This is a genomic window from Acinetobacter sp. ANC_7503 (assembly GCF_056780035.1).
The window spans coordinates 1-19,860 of sequence record NZ_JBWYJA010000014.1 but is presented as its reverse complement, the minus strand read 5'-3'; the positions used below and the strand labels follow the sequence as shown (position 1 = coordinate 19,860).

22 protein-coding genes are annotated in these 19,860 nt (G+C 37.3%); 11 read left to right on the top strand and 11 right to left on the bottom strand.

The annotated features are described in order from the left end of the window. Positions 1-86 precede the first annotated feature (86 nt). The 4 genes from AC1M9M_RS13425 (at position 87) to AC1M9M_RS13410 (ending at position 2,467) form a co-directional block, all read left to right on the top strand. Positions 87-320, top strand: a complete 234-nt coding sequence (locus tag AC1M9M_RS13425; RefSeq protein ID WP_035266572.1) for an SEL1-like repeat protein — start codon at positions 87-89, stop codon at positions 318-320. 141 nt (positions 321-461) lie between these two features. Next, complete coding sequence (locus AC1M9M_RS13420; RefSeq protein ID WP_035266570.1) at positions 462-845, top strand: DUF2750 domain-containing protein; 384 nt, start codon at positions 462-464, stop codon at positions 843-845. Between the two features lie 87 nt (positions 846-932). Then, positions 933-1,364, top strand: coding sequence for a CBS domain-containing protein (locus tag AC1M9M_RS13415; protein ID WP_035266567.1), 432 nt, complete (start codon positions 933-935; stop codon positions 1,362-1,364). 176 nt (positions 1,365-1,540) lie between these two features. Then, entirely contained in the window at positions 1,541-2,467 is a 927-nt protein-coding gene (locus AC1M9M_RS13410; RefSeq protein WP_481596580.1) for a hypothetical protein, read from the top strand. Between the two features lie 35 nt (positions 2,468-2,502). Here AC1M9M_RS13410 and trpB read toward each other — a convergent pair whose 3' ends face one another. The 9 genes from trpB to AC1M9M_RS13365 form a co-directional block, all read right to left on the bottom strand. Further along, positions 2,503-3,711 carry a tryptophan synthase subunit beta gene (gene trpB, locus AC1M9M_RS13405; protein WP_481592284.1) on the bottom strand — a complete coding sequence of 403 codons (1,209 nt, stop codon included), beginning with the start codon at positions 3,709-3,711 and terminating at the stop codon, positions 2,503-2,505. 35 nt (positions 3,712-3,746) lie between these two features. Then, on the bottom strand, positions 3,747-4,934 hold the full coding sequence (locus AC1M9M_RS13400; RefSeq protein ID WP_481596579.1) for a vWA domain-containing protein: 1,188 nt from the start codon (positions 4,932-4,934) through the stop codon (positions 3,747-3,749). Positions 4,935-4,942: 8 nt separating this feature from the next. Further along, complete coding sequence (locus AC1M9M_RS13395) at positions 4,943-5,794, bottom strand: AAA family ATPase (protein WP_092768445.1); 852 nt, start codon at positions 5,792-5,794, stop codon at positions 4,943-4,945. Between the two features lie 29 nt (positions 5,795-5,823). Then, positions 5,824-6,195 carry a hypothetical protein gene (locus AC1M9M_RS13390; RefSeq protein ID WP_481589528.1) on the bottom strand — a complete coding sequence of 124 codons (372 nt, stop codon included), beginning with the start codon at positions 6,193-6,195 and terminating at the stop codon, positions 5,824-5,826. A 34-nt stretch (positions 6,196-6,229) separates the two neighbouring features. After that, on the bottom strand, positions 6,230-6,535 hold the full coding sequence (locus AC1M9M_RS13385) for a YcgL domain-containing protein (RefSeq protein WP_035266558.1): 306 nt from the start codon (positions 6,533-6,535) through the stop codon (positions 6,230-6,232). A gap of 129 nt (positions 6,536-6,664) precedes the next feature. Further along, a complete protein-coding gene (locus AC1M9M_RS13380; protein WP_481596602.1) occupies positions 6,665-7,807 on the bottom strand; it encodes a ribonuclease D in 1,143 nt (380 codons plus the stop codon). Between the two features lie 208 nt (positions 7,808-8,015). Then, positions 8,016-8,612 (bottom strand): recombination mediator RecR, encoded by a 597-nt coding sequence (gene recR / locus AC1M9M_RS13375; RefSeq protein ID WP_481596578.1) that lies wholly within the window; start codon positions 8,610-8,612, stop codon positions 8,016-8,018. Positions 8,613-8,624: 12 nt separating this feature from the next. Further along, positions 8,625-8,954 (bottom strand): YbaB/EbfC family nucleoid-associated protein, encoded by a 330-nt coding sequence (locus AC1M9M_RS13370; protein WP_035266548.1) that lies wholly within the window; start codon positions 8,952-8,954, stop codon positions 8,625-8,627. A gap of 24 nt (positions 8,955-8,978) precedes the next feature. Continuing rightward, positions 8,979-10,166, bottom strand: a complete 1,188-nt coding sequence (locus AC1M9M_RS13365) for an O-succinylhomoserine sulfhydrylase (RefSeq protein WP_481596577.1) — start codon at positions 10,164-10,166, stop codon at positions 8,979-8,981. A 141-nt stretch (positions 10,167-10,307) separates the two neighbouring features. On the opposite strand from AC1M9M_RS13365, the gene AC1M9M_RS13360 reads away from it, so the two are divergent. The 6 genes from AC1M9M_RS13360 to ppk1 all read left to right on the top strand — a co-directional run bounded on the left by AC1M9M_RS13360 (position 10,308) and on the right by ppk1 (position 16,626). Continuing rightward, positions 10,308-11,402: an alpha/beta fold hydrolase gene (locus AC1M9M_RS13360; RefSeq protein WP_481596576.1), complete on the top strand. Its 1,095-nt coding sequence runs from the start codon at positions 10,308-10,310 to the stop codon at positions 11,400-11,402. A 5-nt stretch (positions 11,403-11,407) separates the two neighbouring features. Beyond that, a complete protein-coding gene (locus tag AC1M9M_RS13355; protein ID WP_481596575.1) occupies positions 11,408-12,277 on the top strand; it encodes an NAD(P)-dependent oxidoreductase in 870 nt (289 codons plus the stop codon). 83 nt (positions 12,278-12,360) lie between these two features. Beyond that, entirely contained in the window at positions 12,361-12,627 is a 267-nt protein-coding gene (locus tag AC1M9M_RS13350) for a YARHG domain-containing protein (RefSeq protein ID WP_481596574.1), read from the top strand. A gap of 29 nt (positions 12,628-12,656) precedes the next feature. Further along, the gene (locus AC1M9M_RS13345; protein WP_092768455.1) at positions 12,657-13,070 is read left to right on the top strand and encodes an HIT family protein; all 414 of its coding nucleotides are present in this window, start codon (positions 12,657-12,659) and stop codon (positions 13,068-13,070) included. 220 nt (positions 13,071-13,290) lie between these two features. Beyond that, positions 13,291-14,382: a porin gene (locus AC1M9M_RS13340; protein ID WP_179999803.1), complete on the top strand. Its 1,092-nt coding sequence runs from the start codon at positions 13,291-13,293 to the stop codon at positions 14,380-14,382. Between the two features lie 177 nt (positions 14,383-14,559). After that, positions 14,560-16,626: a polyphosphate kinase 1 gene (ppk1, locus tag AC1M9M_RS13335; RefSeq protein WP_481596573.1), complete on the top strand. Its 2,067-nt coding sequence runs from the start codon at positions 14,560-14,562 to the stop codon at positions 16,624-16,626. A gap of 10 nt (positions 16,627-16,636) precedes the next feature. On the opposite strand, the gene ybaK is transcribed toward ppk1, so the two are convergent. Then, positions 16,637-17,107: a Cys-tRNA(Pro) deacylase gene (gene ybaK, locus AC1M9M_RS13330; RefSeq protein WP_481596601.1), complete on the bottom strand. Its 471-nt coding sequence runs from the start codon at positions 17,105-17,107 to the stop codon at positions 16,637-16,639. Positions 17,108-17,373: 266 nt separating this feature from the next. On the opposite strand from ybaK, the gene AC1M9M_RS13325 reads away from it, so the two are divergent. Next, entirely contained in the window at positions 17,374-17,862 is a 489-nt protein-coding gene (locus AC1M9M_RS13325) for a lytic transglycosylase domain-containing protein (protein WP_481596600.1), read from the top strand. 26 nt (positions 17,863-17,888) lie between these two features. Here AC1M9M_RS13325 and AC1M9M_RS13320 read toward each other — a convergent pair whose 3' ends face one another. Continuing rightward, on the bottom strand, positions 17,889-19,241 hold the full coding sequence (locus AC1M9M_RS13320) for an MFS transporter (RefSeq protein ID WP_481596572.1): 1,353 nt from the start codon (positions 19,239-19,241) through the stop codon (positions 17,889-17,891). Between the last annotated feature and the right edge of the window lie 619 nt (positions 19,242-19,860).

Below are 19,860 nucleotides of genomic sequence, written 5' to 3'. Positions count from 1 at the left end.
TAATATTACTTTGTTATATTCCATTTTGACCTAATTTAGGTCCTTATAACTGTAGTACTAATCATAATTAGAATAAGGAGTTTTATATGATTAAACAATTCTCTCAACAAGACCTCGAACATATGTATTCGAATGCTGTAAATACCATTCAATTTGAAATGAATTTTACAGACGCAGTTTCAGAACTTGAGAATGCAGCACGTGCGGGTCATGGTAAAGCAGCGATGTTTCTAGCTGAACTCTATCTTCAAGGTTTCCGTGTAGAACGTGATTCTTTGAAAGCACAGTATTGGCAAAACATGGCCACAATGCAAGCATAAATAAACGTCACATTCGTGGCGTTTTTTTTAGCTCTTTTATTTACATATTTGCTTACCAAACTTTAAATTAATGCAACTAAACTTTAAGAAAAAATCATTAGACTGAACTTATCATCATTGGTAATGAATCATCGAAAGATCATGAACACCTTTGTACAGTTGCAACCAAATTCAAAGCATTTTTTACTCAAAGTTAATATCCTTAAAACCATGATGTATTGTGGAGTACTGTGGGGACTGTACAATCCAGAACATCAAGGTTGGGCCATTCGATCAATCAATCAAGAATACATATTCCCCTTCTGGCTCAACTCAGTCCAGGCTTTACATTATGCAAAAATTCACTGGCCGCACTATCAGCCTCGAAAAATAACGCCTGATGATTTTAAAAATTCATTACTCCCAACCCTAACGCGACTAAAAGTCACACCTGCTCTGTGCAATCATCGAGATCGCCACTTTAAGCTCACTATTCCACACATGCAGATGCTCTTTTTTCAAAATCATTTGAGCCCATCTATTTAGCAGAAAATTCCACTAAAAAGATTGTAAAGATTTAAGATTTCAGTTATTAACTTATACATGGACGAATAACCAACAAGAGGAACCTTTATGACAACAGTAGCTCAAGTCCTACAAAATAAAAACAATTCAGAAATCTCTACCATCACACCTGATGCTACGGTTTTAGAAGCAATCACATTAATGGCAACAAAAGGTATTGGTGCCGTTGTTGTCGTACAAGATGAAAGACTTGTTGGAATTTTATCTGAACGGGATTACACGCGTAAAATTGCACTTATGCAACGTACATCCGACTTAACTACAGTCTCAGAAATTATGACTGGTACGGTTTTATCTGTAAGCAAAAGCAACACCGTAGATGAGTGTTTAGATTTAATGACAGAACGTCATATTCGCCATCTGCCAGTATTAGAAGACGATAGACTCGTCGGAATTGTATCTATTGGTGATTTGGTTAAAGCCGCGATGGAAGACCAAAAAGTGTTGATTGAACAACTTCAACAGTATATTTCAGGATAAAGCTAAGCTCCCATCTCGGGGGCTTTTTTGATAATTCAATCATGATCTCAATTTTGAACAATAGATTGAAATTGGTCATCTTTTACAATGATTTTCTTTTATTGAGTCATTGAACTATTTAAACAGCATTAGTAAAGTCATCACATTATGGAATTTTTTTTGCCTAAGGACTAATGATGTATAAAAAGTTATTGTGTTACACCGCTTTATTTGTAACTGCTTCCACTTATGCATCTGAACTTGAACCAACGATAAAGAATCAAATAGAGCTGCTAAAAAAAGCAAAGACATATCAAAAAAAGACGCTCATCACGCCTGCATGTAATACCTATGAAAAAGCCTACAAAATGGGATATTTAGGGGCTGATCAAGATATGAAAAATCCAAGAAAAAACAAAGAATTTGTTGAAGCCGCCCTGCAAACTTCTGCCTGTTATACAAATTTGAATTATACAGAACAACCTCAAAAATGGCTCGAAGGCACTGTAACACTATTTAAGTTAAAAAATTATTTTGCAGTCCAAAATTTAGATGGCCGACTCAAAGAAATTCAAGATGAAATGATGTCAATCGCAGAAGTGCTATATTTCAAAAAAAATGCTGACTATCGCAATCCCTCCTCTGAAGTGACCAATGCCTGTGCTGCATCTGAAATTGGCTTCAAGATTGGTTATTTAGGTGATCCTGATAAAGCTAAAGATCCTGCATTCAATGCAACATACGTACAACATGGTTTATTTCATGCCGCTTGCGTTTCTCTACTTCCATCCAAGGCTAAATCCGAGAATCCAGCATTTACAAGTTATTTGTCTTACGCAATTTTAAAAGAACTTGCCACCAAATATGACAGCAAAAAAGCACACGAACTAAGTGCACCAGCTGATGAAATAATGAAAACCATGGTTCAAGCTCAACAAGCTCAACAAGCTCAACAAGCTCAACAAGCTCAACAAGCTCAACAAGCTCAACAAGCTCAACAAGCTCAACAAGCGACTGAAACACCTGTTCAAGATCTTTCAATCGAAACGCCGCTCATTCCAATTGAAATTTCCTCCTTTGAAAATATTCTTACGCCTTTGAATGAAGAACCACCAGAAATGTAATTAAAAAAACCAGCCTAAGCTGGTTTTTTTATGTGTTAATTTAAACCTAATTTTTCTGCCACATAGTCTGAGTCTTTATCACCTCGACCTGATAAATTCACCACAATAATGGTATCTTTGGACAATTGTGGTGCTTCGCGTATCGCCCAAGCAACAGCATGTGAACTTTCTAATGCAGGCACAATCCCTTCAACTCGAGATAGAGTCATGAATGCATTCAGACATTCTTCATCAGTTGCTGTTGAGTACTCAACACGACCAATATCTTTTAAGAAACTGTGTTGAGGCCCCACACCAGGATAATCTAATCCAGAAGCAATTGAATGCACAGGTAATGGCTCGCCATTTTCATCTTCCAGTACATAACACGCCATACCATGAAGTTGACTTGGTTTACCTAAAGTTAGTGTTGCCGAATGTTGATCAGTATCTAAACCATGTCCTGCTGGTTCAACACCAATCAATTTCACACTACCATCATTAAGGAATGCACTGAATGCTCCCATTGCATTTGAGCCACCGCCAACACAAGCAACTATATAATCAGGATATTTGTTAAATCTGTCTTGTGATTGAACTTTAATTTCATCACCGATAATTGCTTGGAAATCACGCACCATTTTAGGAAATGGATGTGGACCAACGACTGATCCGATGGCATAAATAAAGCTATCAGGGTCTTTCAAATACTCTTCGAAAGCACTATCAACAGCATCTTTTAATGTTGCTGTTCCACGAGTGACTGAGATTAGATTCGCACCCAAAATTTTCATTTTCACGACATTTGGATGTTCTTTTTCAATATCAACTTGACCCATATGAATTTCACATGGGATACCAACCAAGGCACAAGCGGTGGCTAATGCGACACCATGTTGACCTGCCCCAGTTTCAGCAATGACTTTTTTCTTGCCCATGTATTTAGCAAGTAAAGCTTCACCCAAACAATGGTTAATTTTATGTGCACCTGTATGGTTCAAATCTTCACGCTTCAGATAAATTTGAGCACCGCCCAATTGTTCTGAAAGTCGTTTGGCATGAAATAAAGGACTTGGACGACCTACATAATGCGCAAACAGCTCTGAAAGCTCATTTTGAAATTCAGGTGTTTTACGAATTTCTTCATAAGCAACATTGATTTCATCCATTGCTGCTTTTAAATGAGGTGGAATGAATTGACCACCATATTCACCAAAAAAACCTTCTTCATTTGGCAATGCCACACCATTGATTTGATAGCTCATATCAAGATCCTTTAGATGAATATTATTTAAAAAAGTTAGCGCGAGAGGAATTTAGTCATATCTTCAATGCCTTTTAAAGTCATTGGATACATATGATCTTCAAATATTTCTTTGATTATTCCTATCGTTTGAGTGTAATGCCAGTAATTCTCAGTTTCAGGATTCAACCAAGCCGTCTTTTCATAATGCTGGCGCAAACGACGCAACCAAATTTCACCCGACTCTTCATTCATGTATTCGACAGAACCACCAGCAGATTTTAATTCGTATGGCGCCATACTTGCATCACCAACAACAATCACTCGATAATCTTTACCATAGGTATTAAATAAATCTAAGGTATTCATTTTTGTCGAAGTACGGCGATGATTGTCTTTCCACACGTAATCATAAAGACAGTTATGGAAATAGAAATATTCTAAAGTCTTAAATTCTGTTTTGGCTGCACTAAACAGTTTTTCACATTGTGCAATATAGGCATCCATAGAACCGCCTACATCGAACAACATCAAAACTTTAATTCGATTACGACGCTCTGGCACCATCTGTACATCAAGAATTCCCTGCTTAGCCGTTTCGCGAATCGTTTGATCTATATCAAGCTCTTCTTCCGCACCTTGACGCGCAAATTTTCTCAGACGACGCAACGCCATTTGCATATGACGTGTTCCCAAAATTTGATCATCATCAAGATTTTGGTATTTACGTTGTTCCCACACTTTCACCGCAGATTTTTTACGTCCCGGCCCTCCAATTCTCACCCCCTCTGGGTGATCACCAAAAGCTCCAAACGGTGAAGTGCCACCAGTGCCAATCATACGATTACCACCTTGGTGTTTTTTATGTTGCTCACGCAAACGCTCTTCCAGCATTTTCATGAGCTCTTCTAAAGAACCTGCTCTTTGTAGTGCTTCACGTTGCTCTGGCGTTAAGTGTTTTTCAAGGAGTTCTAAATCAAACCATTCTTTAGGAAGTTGATTAACTTTACTGAGTAAATCATCTACATCAAAGGTTTGAATGCCCTGAAAATAATCCTTCATAGCACGATCATACTTATCGAAGTAACGCTCATCCTTGACCATGACTGTCTTCACAAGCTGATAAAAATCATCTTGATCTGCAAAAACCAAACCTAGACTAATTGCTTGATTTAAATCAATCAGCTCGCGCGTCGTTACGGGGATTCCGTATTTTCGCAAGGTGTAAAACAGTCTTACGAACATAGTATCACCTATCGACGAGTCATAAATGCGAGGCGCTCAAGTAGCTGCACATCTTGCTCATTTTTGATGAGCGCACCATACAGCGGTGGAATTGCTTTTGACTTATCATGGTTTCTTAAAATATCTTCAGGCATATCATCAGCCATCAATAAGCTTAACCAATCAATTAATTCAGAAGTTGAAGGTGGCTTCTTAAGACCAGGTATTTGGCGAAGCTTAAAGAAGACCTGAAGTGCCTCACTGACCAATGTCGTTGAAATTCTTGGAAAATGAACTGCAATAATTTCACGCATGGTCTGTTCATCTGGGAATTCAATATAATGAAAGAAACAACGGCGTAAAAAAGCATCAGGAAGTTCTTTTTCATTATTTGAAGTGATGATCACAATTGGACGCTGTGTTGCAGTAATTGTTTCACCAGTTTCATAAACAAAGAATGACATTTTGTCTAGTTCATGAAGCAAATCATTTGGGAACTCGATATCTGCTTTATCAATCTCATCAATTAATAAAACGCAACGTTCTTCAGAGGTAAATGCTTCCCACAATTTACCTGGTTTAATATAGTTTTTAATATCATAAACACGCTCATCACCCAATTGACTATCGCGTAATCTTGAAACGGCATCGTATTCATAAAGACCTTGTTGAGCCTTCGTCGTTGATTTGATATGCCAAGTAATCAGTTTTAAACCCAGGCTATCAGCAACTTGTTCAGCCAATAATGTTTTACCTGTACCTGGCTCACCCTTCACTAAAAGAGGCTTTTGCAACGCTCGAGCGGCCTTCACAGCAAGCTTGAGACTATCTGTGGCGATATATTGATCTGTACCCGTAAATTGATGTGCATCAACAGACATAATGAAACCTTATTTTTTTATTTGGATAATTAAAGTGGTGGTGTCTTCACTGACGATGTGTGTCTCAGATTCTTTTGTTTAGAAGCGTACTTAGTCCAGAAATAACCTGCCAATAACCCTAAAGCAATAACAAAGGCAATCAATGAGAAATTAGACCAGATCAAAGGTGAATCTTTTGTTAATACCCCAAAGATCAAACCAAAAGTTGCAGGTGCTAAGGCGGAATTAGGACCTTCAGAAATCGTTGGTGTTGCCAAAATAGCAAACACAAAAATCCAAGTCACTCCACCTAAAGGTGAAGGTAGGCGTTTCGCTATGCCGTACCAACACCACAGAATAATCAAAGTTCCGAGAATATAGACGGTAATTGCAATGTTATATTCTGGAATTGAATCCAACATTGAAACAAACTGATCCCATCCTCCAACTTGATTATCACGCACCGCGTAGTCCCTCTGGCTCTACCGCATTAGGATTGATCAATCCTTCAGGCGGCAATTGTAAAAAGAATCCTTTCGTCTGAATTGAATCCATCACATGTAAAACATTTGCACGCGCTAATTTGCGTTCTGCATGTAATTCCAGTGACATCACAAATGTCGCTCGGCCAAATGCATTTTTCATTGCATCAGATAATACTGATAACGGATCAACAGCTTCTTGGTTTTCCGCTTGTTCAGGACGCGCAACGTAAATATACATTTCGTCTTTCTTACTAGATTTGTAGATTTCACACCACATGATTCAAACAACACCTTTTAAACTCAAAGCAAAGCATACATCAAAAAAAACGGCGAAACATTAGCGTTTGTTAACACATCAGTCTAGTTTAGGATGACTGGTAATTCTTTAATCAAATTTTGAGAGAAGTCATTCATTGACTTTCATTTGCATACTCAAATATTGTGCATCTTTATGAAGCAACTCAATTAATGGCTTCGTCAGTAAATCATAACGCCAACCGAGTAAATATTGAGGTAAATCTTGTTCATCGCCATGAAAAACCACATGCTGATATAAAGCCCCGAGCCATTTTTTTCGCATTAACACTTCTTTGGGGATCACCAACTCTTCTGCAAGATTACCAATCATGTTATCAACATCATGTGTAATATCTTTAGATGAATGTTTAATTGGTCGAGCAATTCGTAATGGCCATTCTTCCATTGGGGGCAGCAACGCAATAATATCCAAAATCGTTTTACCGTGCTCACGAACCACATTCGGACGAATATTTTTAACTTGGGATAATTGGAAGGTATTTTTTGGATTTTTTTCCACCAAATCAATCATAGTGGCATTTTTCAGAATAAAACTTCGAGGCTGATTTAAAGCCTTCACCATCTCTTCACGCCAAACACTGAGCAATTGTAGCTGCATTAACTGCTTTCGAGAGTGTCTATAATTTCCGACATCTTCGTATAATTTCTCTTTCGGCGTTTCTGTCGCAATCTCAAGCGTGAGGCTCTTACAATCCTCTAGTACATACTGATAATGCCCTTTTTTCTCTAATTCATTTTTTAGCACATCGGCTAAATTCATAATATATAAGACATCATTCGCTGCGTATGCTTTTTGCTCTTCAGTTAAAGGACGTGCAAGCCAATCTGAACGTGTTTGATCTTTATCAATTTCTATATTTAAAATTTCTTTGAGAGCATTTTGATAACTGACCTGTAATCCGTGTCCGAGAAAAGACAAAGCCACCTGAGTATCAAATACATTATTAAGATGATTGCCTTTTGAATAATGGTAAATTAGATCAATATCTTCACCACAAGCATGGAAAATATTTTGCTTTGCAGCAAAAACTTTAGGCCAGAAACTCGAAAAATCTAGACGTGTACCGTCTAATAAAAACACCTGATCTGCGACATTGATTTGCAAGACACCCAATTTTGGCCATAGTGTATCAACTTTGATAAATTCAGTATCTAAACCATAAACATCTTGTTGACTCATTAGTGTCAAAACATGCTCGAGTTCTTTTTGCTCTTGGATAAATTGAAACATCATAAAAAACAATGTGCTAGATTGGTATCGAGATGTATTTTAGCTTAAATTATCAATTTTAAATATAAATTTTCAATTAAAGCGTCAAGCAAATCTATGTATACGCTGTAAATAGTTATAAAACATGAAAAATTTAATATTTTTTTCGACTAAAAACAAATCAGAGAAGTGATATTTCTCCACTGAAAAAAATAAGCACAATTTGTGCTTATTTCATTTGCATACGATTATGAACTGCTTGGCTTAAGGTGTGACTATCGACATACTCAAGCTCACCCCCTTGTGGTACACCTTGAGCAATACGCGTCATTTTAAGATTCAAATGACGTGTGGCTTCTACCAAATAATGTGCCGTAGCCTGCCCTTCAACCGTTGCATTGGTAGCGAGAATAACCTCTGATACCTGACCTTCAGCTAAGCGTTGAACCAACGCAGGTATGCCGACCTCTTCAGGCCCTATACCATCTAAAGGAGATAAATGCCCCCCCAATACATGATATTTGCCTCTGAAACTTCCACTTTGCTCAATTGCCATCACGTCTGCAGGAGATTCAACCACACAGAGCAAGGTATCATCTCGGTCTTGCGACAGACAAATGTCACACACCTCATTCTCAGTCAATGAGTGGCAAATAGAACATTCATGGATATGATCAGCGGCATCACTAAGTGCTTCAGATAATGCCAAAGCACCTTGCTTATTCTTCATGATCAAATGCAACGCCATGCGCTGAGCCGACTTAGGCCCAACGCTTGGTAAAATTCGCAGTGCTTGGACGAGTTGGTCAAACCGTTCGCTGAACACTCGGCAATATCCTTAAAATAAACCTGATAAGCCAGGAGGTAATCCCATACCACTATTTGCAGACTTCATTGTTTCTTCTGAAATCGCTTCGGCTTGGCGTGCAGCATCATTCATAGCAGCTGCAATCAAATCCTCAATCATATCTGGATCGTCTTGAAGTAATTCTGGATTGATTTCAATACGTTTTACCACATTACGGCAAGTCATTGTCACTTTTACCAAACCACCACCAGCTTCAGCATGCACTTCTTTCTGTGCAAGCTCTTCTTTCGCTTTCTTGATATTGGACTCTACTTCCTTTTGCATGCGCTGTGCTTGTTGCATAAGCATGTTAATGTTCATTTGTATACTCCGAACAAATTTAAATTAGACTAAATCAAGACCACGTTGAATGTCTGCAATAATATCATCAACGTCTTCCAAACCTACTGAAAGACGAATTAAACCTTCTGCAATGCCAGCTGCAGCCTTCGCTTCATCAGACAATTTACCATGAGTAGTCGTTGCAGGATGAGTAATCGTTGATTTTGCATCCCCAAGATTTCCAGTAATAGAAATAAATTGAGTGTGATCAATCACTTTCCAAGCAGCTTCTCGCCCACCTTTTACCACGAATGAAACGATACCACCAAAACCTTTTTGTTGCTGTTTAGCCAAATCATGACCTACATGATCCGCTAATCCAGCAAAGAATACTTTCTCGATTTTATCGTGCTGATGAAGCCACTCAGCAATCTTTTGTGCACTTTCAGAATGAGCCTTCATACGTAGACGAAGCGTTTCCAAACCTTTTAGGAAAACCCAAGCATTGAACGGACTCATAGAAGGCCCAGTTGTACGAACGTAGCCAAAAACTTCTTCAAGTAATTGATGACTACCTACGACAGCACCACCCAACGCACGACCTTGACCATCTAAATATTTTGTCGCTGAATAGACAACTAGATCCGCGCCCAATTTTAATGGTTGTTGTAGCACTGGCGTACAGAAACTATTATCAATTGCGAGTAAGGCATCATTTTCATGCGCGATATCTGCTAATGCACGAATATCAGCAATTTCCGATAATGGATTTGACGGAGATTCTACAAATAGTAGTTTAGTTTCTGGTTTGATCGCAGCTTTCCAAGCATCTAAATCTGTTAAATCAACAAAATTGACAGTCACACCAAACCTAGAAATGTATTTTTCAAATAAGGCCACGGTTGAACCAAATACTGCTCGAGAACATACAACATGATCACCAGCCTTTAAGAATGACATCGCCACCGCCATGATCGCAGCCATACCCGTACTTGTTGCCACTGCACGTTCAGCACCTTCCATTGCAGCCAATCTTTTTTCAAACATTGCGACTGTTGGGTTTGTAAAGCGAGAATAAATATTACCGGGCTCTTTCCCAGAGAATTTAGCTGCTGCTTCTGCTGCATTTGCATATACAAATGAAGAAGTTAGAAACATCGGTTCAGCATGCTCACCTTCAAAACTGCGCGTATGACCTGTACGAAGTGCTAATGTATCAAGTTGGTATTCAATGTCGTCTTGCTGGCTCATTGCTCTAAATCAGTCCTAAAAACTGCCTTTGTGAATAATTGCCAACATTTTGAGCGCCCAGAGCATTTAAGGTCAAGGTAAAATATATAAATATCGCTTAGACTTCGTTCAAATCACATGCTTATGAGATCTTCAACCTTCATGGAACATTTAAAAACTAACTGGCGTTCTAAACAAAGCAAGTTAAAAAATTTAGGGACACGCATTTTTTACGGTAAATCTTTGGTTTTATCTCAAGCAACGCCGTATGAAGTGATAGGTACTCATAAATCGAGTAAAATTCGATATTACGCATCTGAAAATAAAAAATATGTTGAGCCATTGGTCTTTGTCGCGCCTTTAGCGATCAAGATGGATATTTATGATCTTTATCCATACCGTTCTCTTATCAAATATTATACAGAGCAAGGTTTTGATGTGTATTTATTGGATTGGGGACACTTTAGCTATAAAGATCGCGATCTCAACTTTTTAGGTTTTATTGATGATGCAATCCCGAATTGTATCGATCAAATACGCACACACGCTAAATCTGATCAAATTTCTTTACATGGCTGGAGTATGGCGGGAATATTTGTTCTGTTGTACACAGCGCTCAGACAGCCGAACCATGTAAAAAATCTAATCGTTTTAGGTAGTCCAATTGATAGCTTTGCTTCAGGTAGTATCGGAAAGCTATATGCTAAGATGAATCGCTATCTTGAAAGAACTCGTCTACTCAAACATAAAGTTTATAACGGTCGTATTCCTAAGCGCCTCATTCACTCCCCAGGTATTTTAAATGCAATTGGATTTAAAATTTTAGACCCAAAAGGTTGGTATGAAGGCCATAAACAATTATTACTGAATCTTGATGATAAAAAACTTTTGCATGAACATGCCACTTTAGGTTATTTCCTCAATCATATGATTGATTATCCTGCTGGGGTAAACCAAGATATGTTATTCAATGTCTGGTTAAGAAATCCGCTAAAAAATGGTTATATCGAACTTCAAGATAAGAAAATCGAATTAAAAAATATAGACTGCTCTCTTATGATTGGCGCGGGTTCAAGCGATCAAATGGTCACAGCTGATGCTGTTAGACCATTGACTGAATTGACAAATAGTCGTGATGTCACGTTTACTCTTATTCCTGGTGGGCATTTAGGTTTAATGTCGAGTCAAAAAAGTGCCGATCAATTTTGGCCTGAACTTGCTCACTGGTTAGCAAAGCGTTCAACACAAATAGAGTAAAGAAAATGACGACAGTTGCATTTATTGGATTAGGCGCAATGGGTTACCGTATGGCAGCTCATTTACCCAAACACTATGAATCAGTTTTGGTATGGAATCGAAATTTCGAGAAAGCCAAACAACATGCAACTGAATATCAAACACAAGCTGTATCACTTCAAGAAGCTGCCCACGCTGATATCATTTTTAGTTGCTTACCAACGAGTCAGCAAGTCAATGAGATCATTCATCAAGTCGACATTAAACCTGGATCAATTTGGGTAGACTGCACCAGTGGCGTGCCTGATGCAGCTAAAGCACAACAAGCTTTTTTAAAATCAAAAGGTGTATTTTTTCTAGATGCGCCTGTTAGCGGACAAACTATTGGTGCTGAAAACGCGACTTTAACCTTCATGGTAGGTGGTGAAAAAGTTGCTTTTGAAGCTGTATTACCAGCGATGCAAGCCATGGGTAAACTGATTAAGCATGTAGGAGACTCAGGATCTGGTTTTGCTGTGAAAGCAGTGAACAACATGCTCTTGGCTGTCCACTTATGTGCCGCTGCTGAAGGTTTTACTGCACTTAAAGCGCATGGTGTGGATTTAAATGAAGCATTAGAGTGCATCAATGCTTCAAGTGGTAAAAGTGGTGTGACTGAAAATGTATTGCCTCAACGGGTATTAAATCGAAGTTTTCCAAATACTTTTGCCTTACCGTTACTAAGCAAAGACACTGGTATCGCAGTAGACCTCATTCATCAAGCAAAATTATCCGCACCTGTCATTACGCTTACTCAAAGTCTAATTGGTGCTGCTAATGCAATAGCTGAACCTAATAGTGATTTTTCGACAGCAGTTAAAATCTACGAATCATGGAGCAAAATTACCTTAGAATAAATTTTCGCCATTGAATTCACATATAAAGCCCATATAATTGAAATGTGACAATATCAAATGTCCATTTCTAAATGAGGATACTCATGAATAAGTTTTTATTAGGTTTAATTACTGCTGTATCTGTTTCAGCTGGGGTTAATGCTTTAGCCGATACTACAAAAGAGTGTGAAAAACTTAAAGATGATTACAACATCATCTATGCATCAAAAGGCTTCTGTTTTAAAGATCCAGATACTAAGGCAAAGTTCGGCAATGAAAATTGCAATACAACTAAACCTAAGTTCTCAGAAAAAGAGCAACAAAAGCTTGACTCCATTAAGCAACGTCAGAAAGAATTGAACTGTAAATAATTCAATCTAATTACATTCTGGGAATAGTTATGGCTTACGATGATCAAAATATTTTTGCAAGAATTTTACGTGGTGAACTTCCTGCAATTAAAGTGTATGAGGATGAGCAAGTTCTTGCATTTATGGACATTATGCCTCAGGCAGATGGTCATACTTTAGTCATCCCTAAATCACCTGCCGTAACTTTACTCGACTTGGACCCAAACACTGCAGCGTACACGATTCAAATCGTTCAAAAAATTGCAAAAGCGATTGAAACAGCATTAGATGCAAAAGGTATAGTTTTGATGCAGTTATCTGGTGCTGCAGCTGGGCAAACCGTGCCTCATGTTCACTTCCATCTTATTCCAAGTTCAATTCATGAACTGGGTAAACACGCAGCACAAATGGGTGATCAAGAACGTATCAAGGCTTTGGCTGAGAAGATTAAAGCTGCTTTATAACACATGCTTATAAAATTAAGGAGCTTTGGCTCCTTTTTTTGTTTTTATTCTTTTTAATTACTACAACTTGTTTCAATCCACTTTCATGATAATGAAATAAATTCTTAATATTACTGACTTATTTGTAATGAATACTTAGCACCAATAGAGAACAGTAGTTACAAAAAAACTACTGATCATGATTATTAGGACAAAAAATCAGTCTTTACTGGAGCTAGAAATGAAAAAAACACTTTGCGCATTAGCAGTTGGGGCAACACTTATTACACCAGCAATCGCAATGGCAGCTGACGTTAAAATTTATGGTCGCGCACATGTTTCATTAGATTACCTTGATGATGGTAAAGATTATAATGAAGTAGGTCTATCATCTAACTCATCTCGTCTAGGCTTTAAAGTTGAACAAAAACTAGAAAACGATATGACCGTTTTTGGTCAAATTGAACAAGAAATCAACTTTGCTAGTGGTGGACAAAATTCAGGTGTTGATTTTGCAACACGTGATACATTTGTTGGTTTAAAAGGTAATTTCGGTCAAACTCGTGTCGGTCGTTTTGATAGCCCTTTTAAAATAGCACGTGGTCCAGTTAATTTTTTCGGCGATCAAGTAGGTGATTTACGTAATGTAACACGTGCTGGTGACTTACGTTTTGATGAGCGTAATGAAAATACCATCGAATATAAATCACCAAAATTCGGAAATGGGTTCAATGTATTAGCAGCACTTTCATTGCACGAAAGCAATTCTCCAGGCTTCACTGAAACAATTGTAGATGAAGATACTGGTGAAGTTATTCAAAAGAAAGGCGACTCTAAAAAGAATAAAGCTTACGATCTTGCATTGACCTATAAAGAAGGTCCTGTTGATTTCGCAGCTGCTTATGAACACTATGAAGAAGATGCGACTCGCGGCGAACGTGATGGCTTCCGTTTAGCTGGTGCTTATAAAATCACACCTGAGCTAAATATTGGTGGTTTATATCAATATATGACTCATGACAATGACGTAAAAAATCCTGATGCACAAGTCATTGGTGTTGCAGCTGATTATAAATTTGCACCAAAAACATATATCCGTGGTCAAGTGATGCACCGTGATGTAGATGCTAAAGATGCGAACGCAACACTCATTGCTTTAGGACTTGAACATCGTCTTGATAAAGCAGTTCGTGTTTACGGTAACGTCGCAACTGTGCTTAATGACAAAAACTCAAGCCTTACACCGTGGGAACAAGCACGTACAAATAATGTGAAGGGTTTCAAAGGTGAGGATGCTTTAGGTTTATCTTTAGGTTTCCGTTACGATTTCTAAGCCCTAATTGAGTTAAAAAAAGCACACTTATTGTGTGCTTTTTTGATTAAAATAAAATAAATCCAATTATATATATTTATCGAATATATACCAATCAATGTAATATTACTGTCACACATCAAACGTACCATCGCTGCAAGGTCTTTCCTGACGGCTTATAAAGCAATAATTGGTACTATGCACTCTTTTGAAAACTTTCAACACAATTCAGACACTTACATTAATCGCGAACTTTCATTATTAGAATTCCATAAACGAGTTTTAGCTCAAGCTAAAGACCCTCACCATCCCTTATTAGAGCGACTAAATTTTTTAATCATCTTTTCTCGGAATTTAGATGAGTTTTTTGAAATACGCGTTGCTGGACTTTTAAAACAGATCGAATTAAATCAAATAACTACTGCGCCTGATGCTATTCCCAATGAAATTATTTTAGAACAAATATCTAAAACAACGCATCATGCGGTTCAAGAACAATATCAGATACTTAATAACGAGCTCATTCCTCAACTTAAATCTTATGGTATCGAATTTATCCAATATCATGGAATTTTAGATAAATATACAGAATGGATTCAAAACTACTTCAGTAAATTTATTCAACCAGTAATCACGCCCATCAGTTTAGACCCTGCCCACCCTTTCCCCCGTTTAGTCAATAAGAGCCTTAATTTTATTGTCACACTTGAAGGTAAAGATGCTTTTGGTCGTCAGATTGAGCTCGCGATCGTACCTGCACCGAGAACTTTACCAAGGGCAGTCAAAATTCCTGATGAATTATGCGAAGGTAAGCAACATTACATCCTGTTGTCGGCTATTCTGCAACAACATATCAATGACTTATTTCCAGGAATGAAAGCGACAGGATGCTATCAATTCCGTGTAACACGCAATGCTGACTTAAATTTAGCTGACGATGTAGACGATCTAGCAGTTGCTCTTAAAGATGAACTATCTTCGCGAAGATTTGGACGTGAAGTTAGACTTGAAATTGATCACAATTGCCCAGCAACGATTAACCAATATCTACTTGAACAATTTGATTTAGAACCTTCACAACTCTATCGTGTTCAAGGCCCTGTAAATTTAGCTCGGTTATTTTCAGATTTTGATTGTCCAGATTTGAAGTTTAAACCCTATCAACCCGTGATACCGAAGATATTGAGACAATCAAAAAGTATATTTGATGTATTAAAACAACGTGATGTCCTTTTACATCATCCTTTTGACTCATTTTCACCCGTCATCAACCTGTTAAAAGAAGCTGCAAAAGACCCTAATGTCTTGGCAATTAAGCAAACTCTTTATCGCAGCGGACCAGATTCAGAGATCGTTCAGGTCTTAGCAGAAGCAGCACGAAATGGTAAAGAAGTTACTGCGATTATTGAATTACGTGCTAGATTCGATGAAGAATCCAATATCATGGTCGCCAACCTCCTACAAGAAGCTGGAGCTGTTGTTGTGTATGGCATCGTGGGCTATAAAACTCACGCTAAAATGATTCTGGTTGTTCGTAGAGAAGCAGATCATCTGAAACGGTATGTTCATTTGGGAACTGGCAATTATCATGCTGGTAATGCAAAAATGTATACCGATTACGGTCTTCTGACCACTGATGATGACATTTGTGAAGATGTCCATAAAATCTTTCAAGAATTGACAGGTATGGGAAAAATGGCAAAGCCTAAAAAGCTGTTCCATGCACCTTTTACCTTGCATGAACAGCTTTTAAAACTCATTGCCAATGAAATCCACCATGCTAAGTCTGGTCATAAAGCGCATATTATTATCAAAGTTAACGCTTTAACTGAACCTAAATTAATCGCGGCACTTTATCAAGCGTCAAATGCAGGTGTTCAAATCGATCTGATCATTCGTTCCATCTGTTCATTAAGACCTCAAGTACCACAGTTATCAGAAAATATCCGCGTCAGATCCATTGTAGGACGTTTTTTAGAACACACACGGGTCTACTATTTTCTAGATCAAGGCAATGAGAAATTATATTGTTCAAGTGCAGACTGGATGGGACGTAATTTATTTTCAAGAGTAGAAACTTGTTTTCCGATTGAAGATAAAAAACTAAAGAAAACGATTATTAAAGATGGTCTACTGAATTATCTGAACGATAATCAACGTGCTTGGGAATTAGATCAAGAACATCAATGGAACAAGGTATGCCCAACTGATGATCAAGAAATTTTTATCGCTCAAGAATATCTAACCAATCTACGTCAAATGTAGTGATCAAACATTAAGTGTGATCCACAATGTCCTTAAATTGAGCATCTAATACTTGGGCCAATGATTGAGGATCTAATCCAATATCTAGCCCTCGTTTTCCACCACTCACGTACACCTTTTTAAGAGAACTTGCCGATTGGTGAATGACTGTCTTAAGTCGCTTTTTTTGAGCAATTGGACTAATCCCACCCACTAAGTAACCGGTCAGACGCTCAGCCACTTTCGGATCAGCCATTTTAAGTTTTTTACAACTGAAAGCATTCGCCGCCTTTTTTAAATTAAGTTGATGGTCCACTGGTAAAATTGTCACAAAATAATTGACATCATCTGTCACTAGAAGTGTCTTAAAAACTTCATGTTCAGATAAACCCAATTTTTGAGCTGCTTCTAAACCAAAACTTTCAGCATTAGGATCATGCTCATATTCATGAACAGAATAATCTATCTTTTTGTTTTTTAGAAATTTACAAGCTGGCGTCATGATGATTTCAGGCATTTAATAATGGCATTATTATAAGAAAATATTGAATCAATTTTAAAGTTTTTCTGATCTATTTATCTTACTCATCAATATATTGCAAAACTACAACACTCCAATTTATCTAGGGCTTGACCCGAATCACCAGCTTACTTATGATTTTTGCAAATTGAATTTGTACGGTTACTATTTTGCTTTTTTTACAACGTTTACAATCACCTCCCCCATCCTTTACTTTCCTTAAATATAGTTTAGTTCTATCATCGTGTATCGTGTTTGTCGGTTGCTCATCTTTAGGTGGTGGTTCAGTACAAAAACGCGCCGCAAAACTTTCAACAGGTATTCAAAAGGCATACTCTGTACACCCAGACACCGCAAATAGGGTTTCACCACTAATTGTGCAAAGTGCGCAACAATTTGATGTCGACCCCCTGTTAATGGCCGCTCTTATTCGACAAGAATCGAGTTATCGAAATTATGCAGTATCACCAGCAGGTGCTGTAGGTCTTACCCAAATTATCCCTAGATATTGGCAACAATCTTGTCCAGGTGACCTTTTTCAAGAAAATATTAATATACATTGTGGGACTTTTATCCTATCAAAATATAATCAATCTGCTGGTAGCTGGAAAAAAGCACTGGCCTATTACAACGTTGGACCTACTGGATACAACACAAATCGAAAAATGAAAAAACAAGGTAAACGTTATGCCAAACAGGTTAAAGAGCATCAAAAAATTTTAAAATCACATTTATAAAAAAAGCCTCTTATGAGGCTTTTATTCTACTGTGTAATTGAAGATGCGATTTTTATTTTTTCAGGAACTGTTTCAATCACTTTTGTCCTTTTAATACATAATACGGCAATTGCACCAATTACTGCTGGTATAGCAACGGCAATGAAATTCCATTTGTGCGGCAATTCCATTCCTAAAAGAATACCAATGACAATGGGGCCGACAATTGCACCTATACGCCCTACTGCTGAAGCCCAACCAATCCCAGTTGAACGTACCGCAATTGGATAAGATTGCGCTACATAGCTATATATTAAAATACTTGTACCAATTGATGCTGCACCAGCCAATGCCACAAGTAGATAAATCACCATTGGCGGCGAATTGAAACTTAATCCAAATAAAGCAAAAGCTCCAATTACAAACATCGAAATCACTACAGGTTTGAGATGAAATTTGTCTGCTAGAATTCCACCACCAATAGTACCGATGACAGCGCCAATATTTAATGAAAGTAAAAACGTTAAACTACTTCCTAAAGAATAACCTGCAGCCATCATTAACTTTGGTAACCAACTTCCTAATGCGTATGTCATTAAAAGACACATAAAAAAGCAGCACCAAAATAACAACGTCGTTGTCGCTCTATTATCAGTAAAAAGAGATTTAACCGATGCATCAGGTAGTTTAATTTCGTTTAGAACCAAATGAGTTGTAGAATTAACATTTAAATCTGCGTTGATCTTATTAATAATTCCTGAGGCAGGTTCATAATTTTTTTGTTTCACTAAAAATGTTAGTGATTCAGGCATATACTTCCATATAAACGGTAATACTAATAATGGAATTCCTGCAATAAAGAACATAATCTGCCAACCAAATTCAGGTGTAAATCTTACACCCAATAAAGCCGCCATAATTCCGCCAACTGCATAGCCACTAAACATAATCGTAACTAAGGTACTTCTCAATTTTTGTGGTGCATATTCAGAAGTTAAAGTTACTAAATTTGGCAAAACACCGCCTATACCAAGTCCAGCAATAAATCTTAAAATTCCAAATTCTGTTGGATTACTTGAGAATCCTCCTAAAAAAGTAAAACCACTGAACAAGGTTACACAAATTAAAATAACTTTTTTTCGACCAATTTTATCTGCCAACATACCAAAAAGCATCGCACCAAACATCATTCCCGCTAGCGCTGTGCTCGCTAATAACCCAGCTTGGACAGAAGTCATACCCCACTCTTGCATAAGAAGTGGCAACGTTACGCCATTAATTGCTAAATCATAACCGTCAAAAATTACGATAAATAAACACCATAATACGATTGATAAATGAAAGGGTTTAAATTTTGCATTATCAATTACAGCATTCACATTCATTGTCTGCGCTGTCATTTTTATCTCACCTCCAATTGTGAGTATTTTTAAAATAATGAACCTAGATTCATATTTTATATAAATGCAATAAATTAGGATTTTTGTCTATACAACTTTCTAGTGGACTATTCATTTAATAGATTGATTAATAATTCAATTGGCATAAAAAATCATGAAAATTCAAGTTTTAAGAGTTTTATATTTATTCTTAGTTACTAAGAATGAATTCTTATATAACCTTTCGACTGAAATCTTGATTTTTAATACTCAATCTGCAAATTAGGATTGGCATTTTATTTAATAGTCAACTTTGATGCTCTTTGTAAATAAAAATTTCATTGTAAATCATTCATTTTTTGAACCATTCATTATTGTTTATTATTTAGCTTTTCAACTAATTAGTTGGGTTGTTTTTATGATATTAGCCTTATCACTAAGGCATTTATTGTTTAGCATAAATTAACTGAATGGAGCTTCTTATTTAATTACAAGGTTTTAATTATTTTCAAATTCAATTTATATATATAAAAAAACACCCCCTTCGAATGAAGGGGGTGTTTAGAATAATGAGCTGGCGATGACTTACTCTCACATGGGTAACCCCACACTACCATCAGCGCTAAGAGGTTTCACTTCT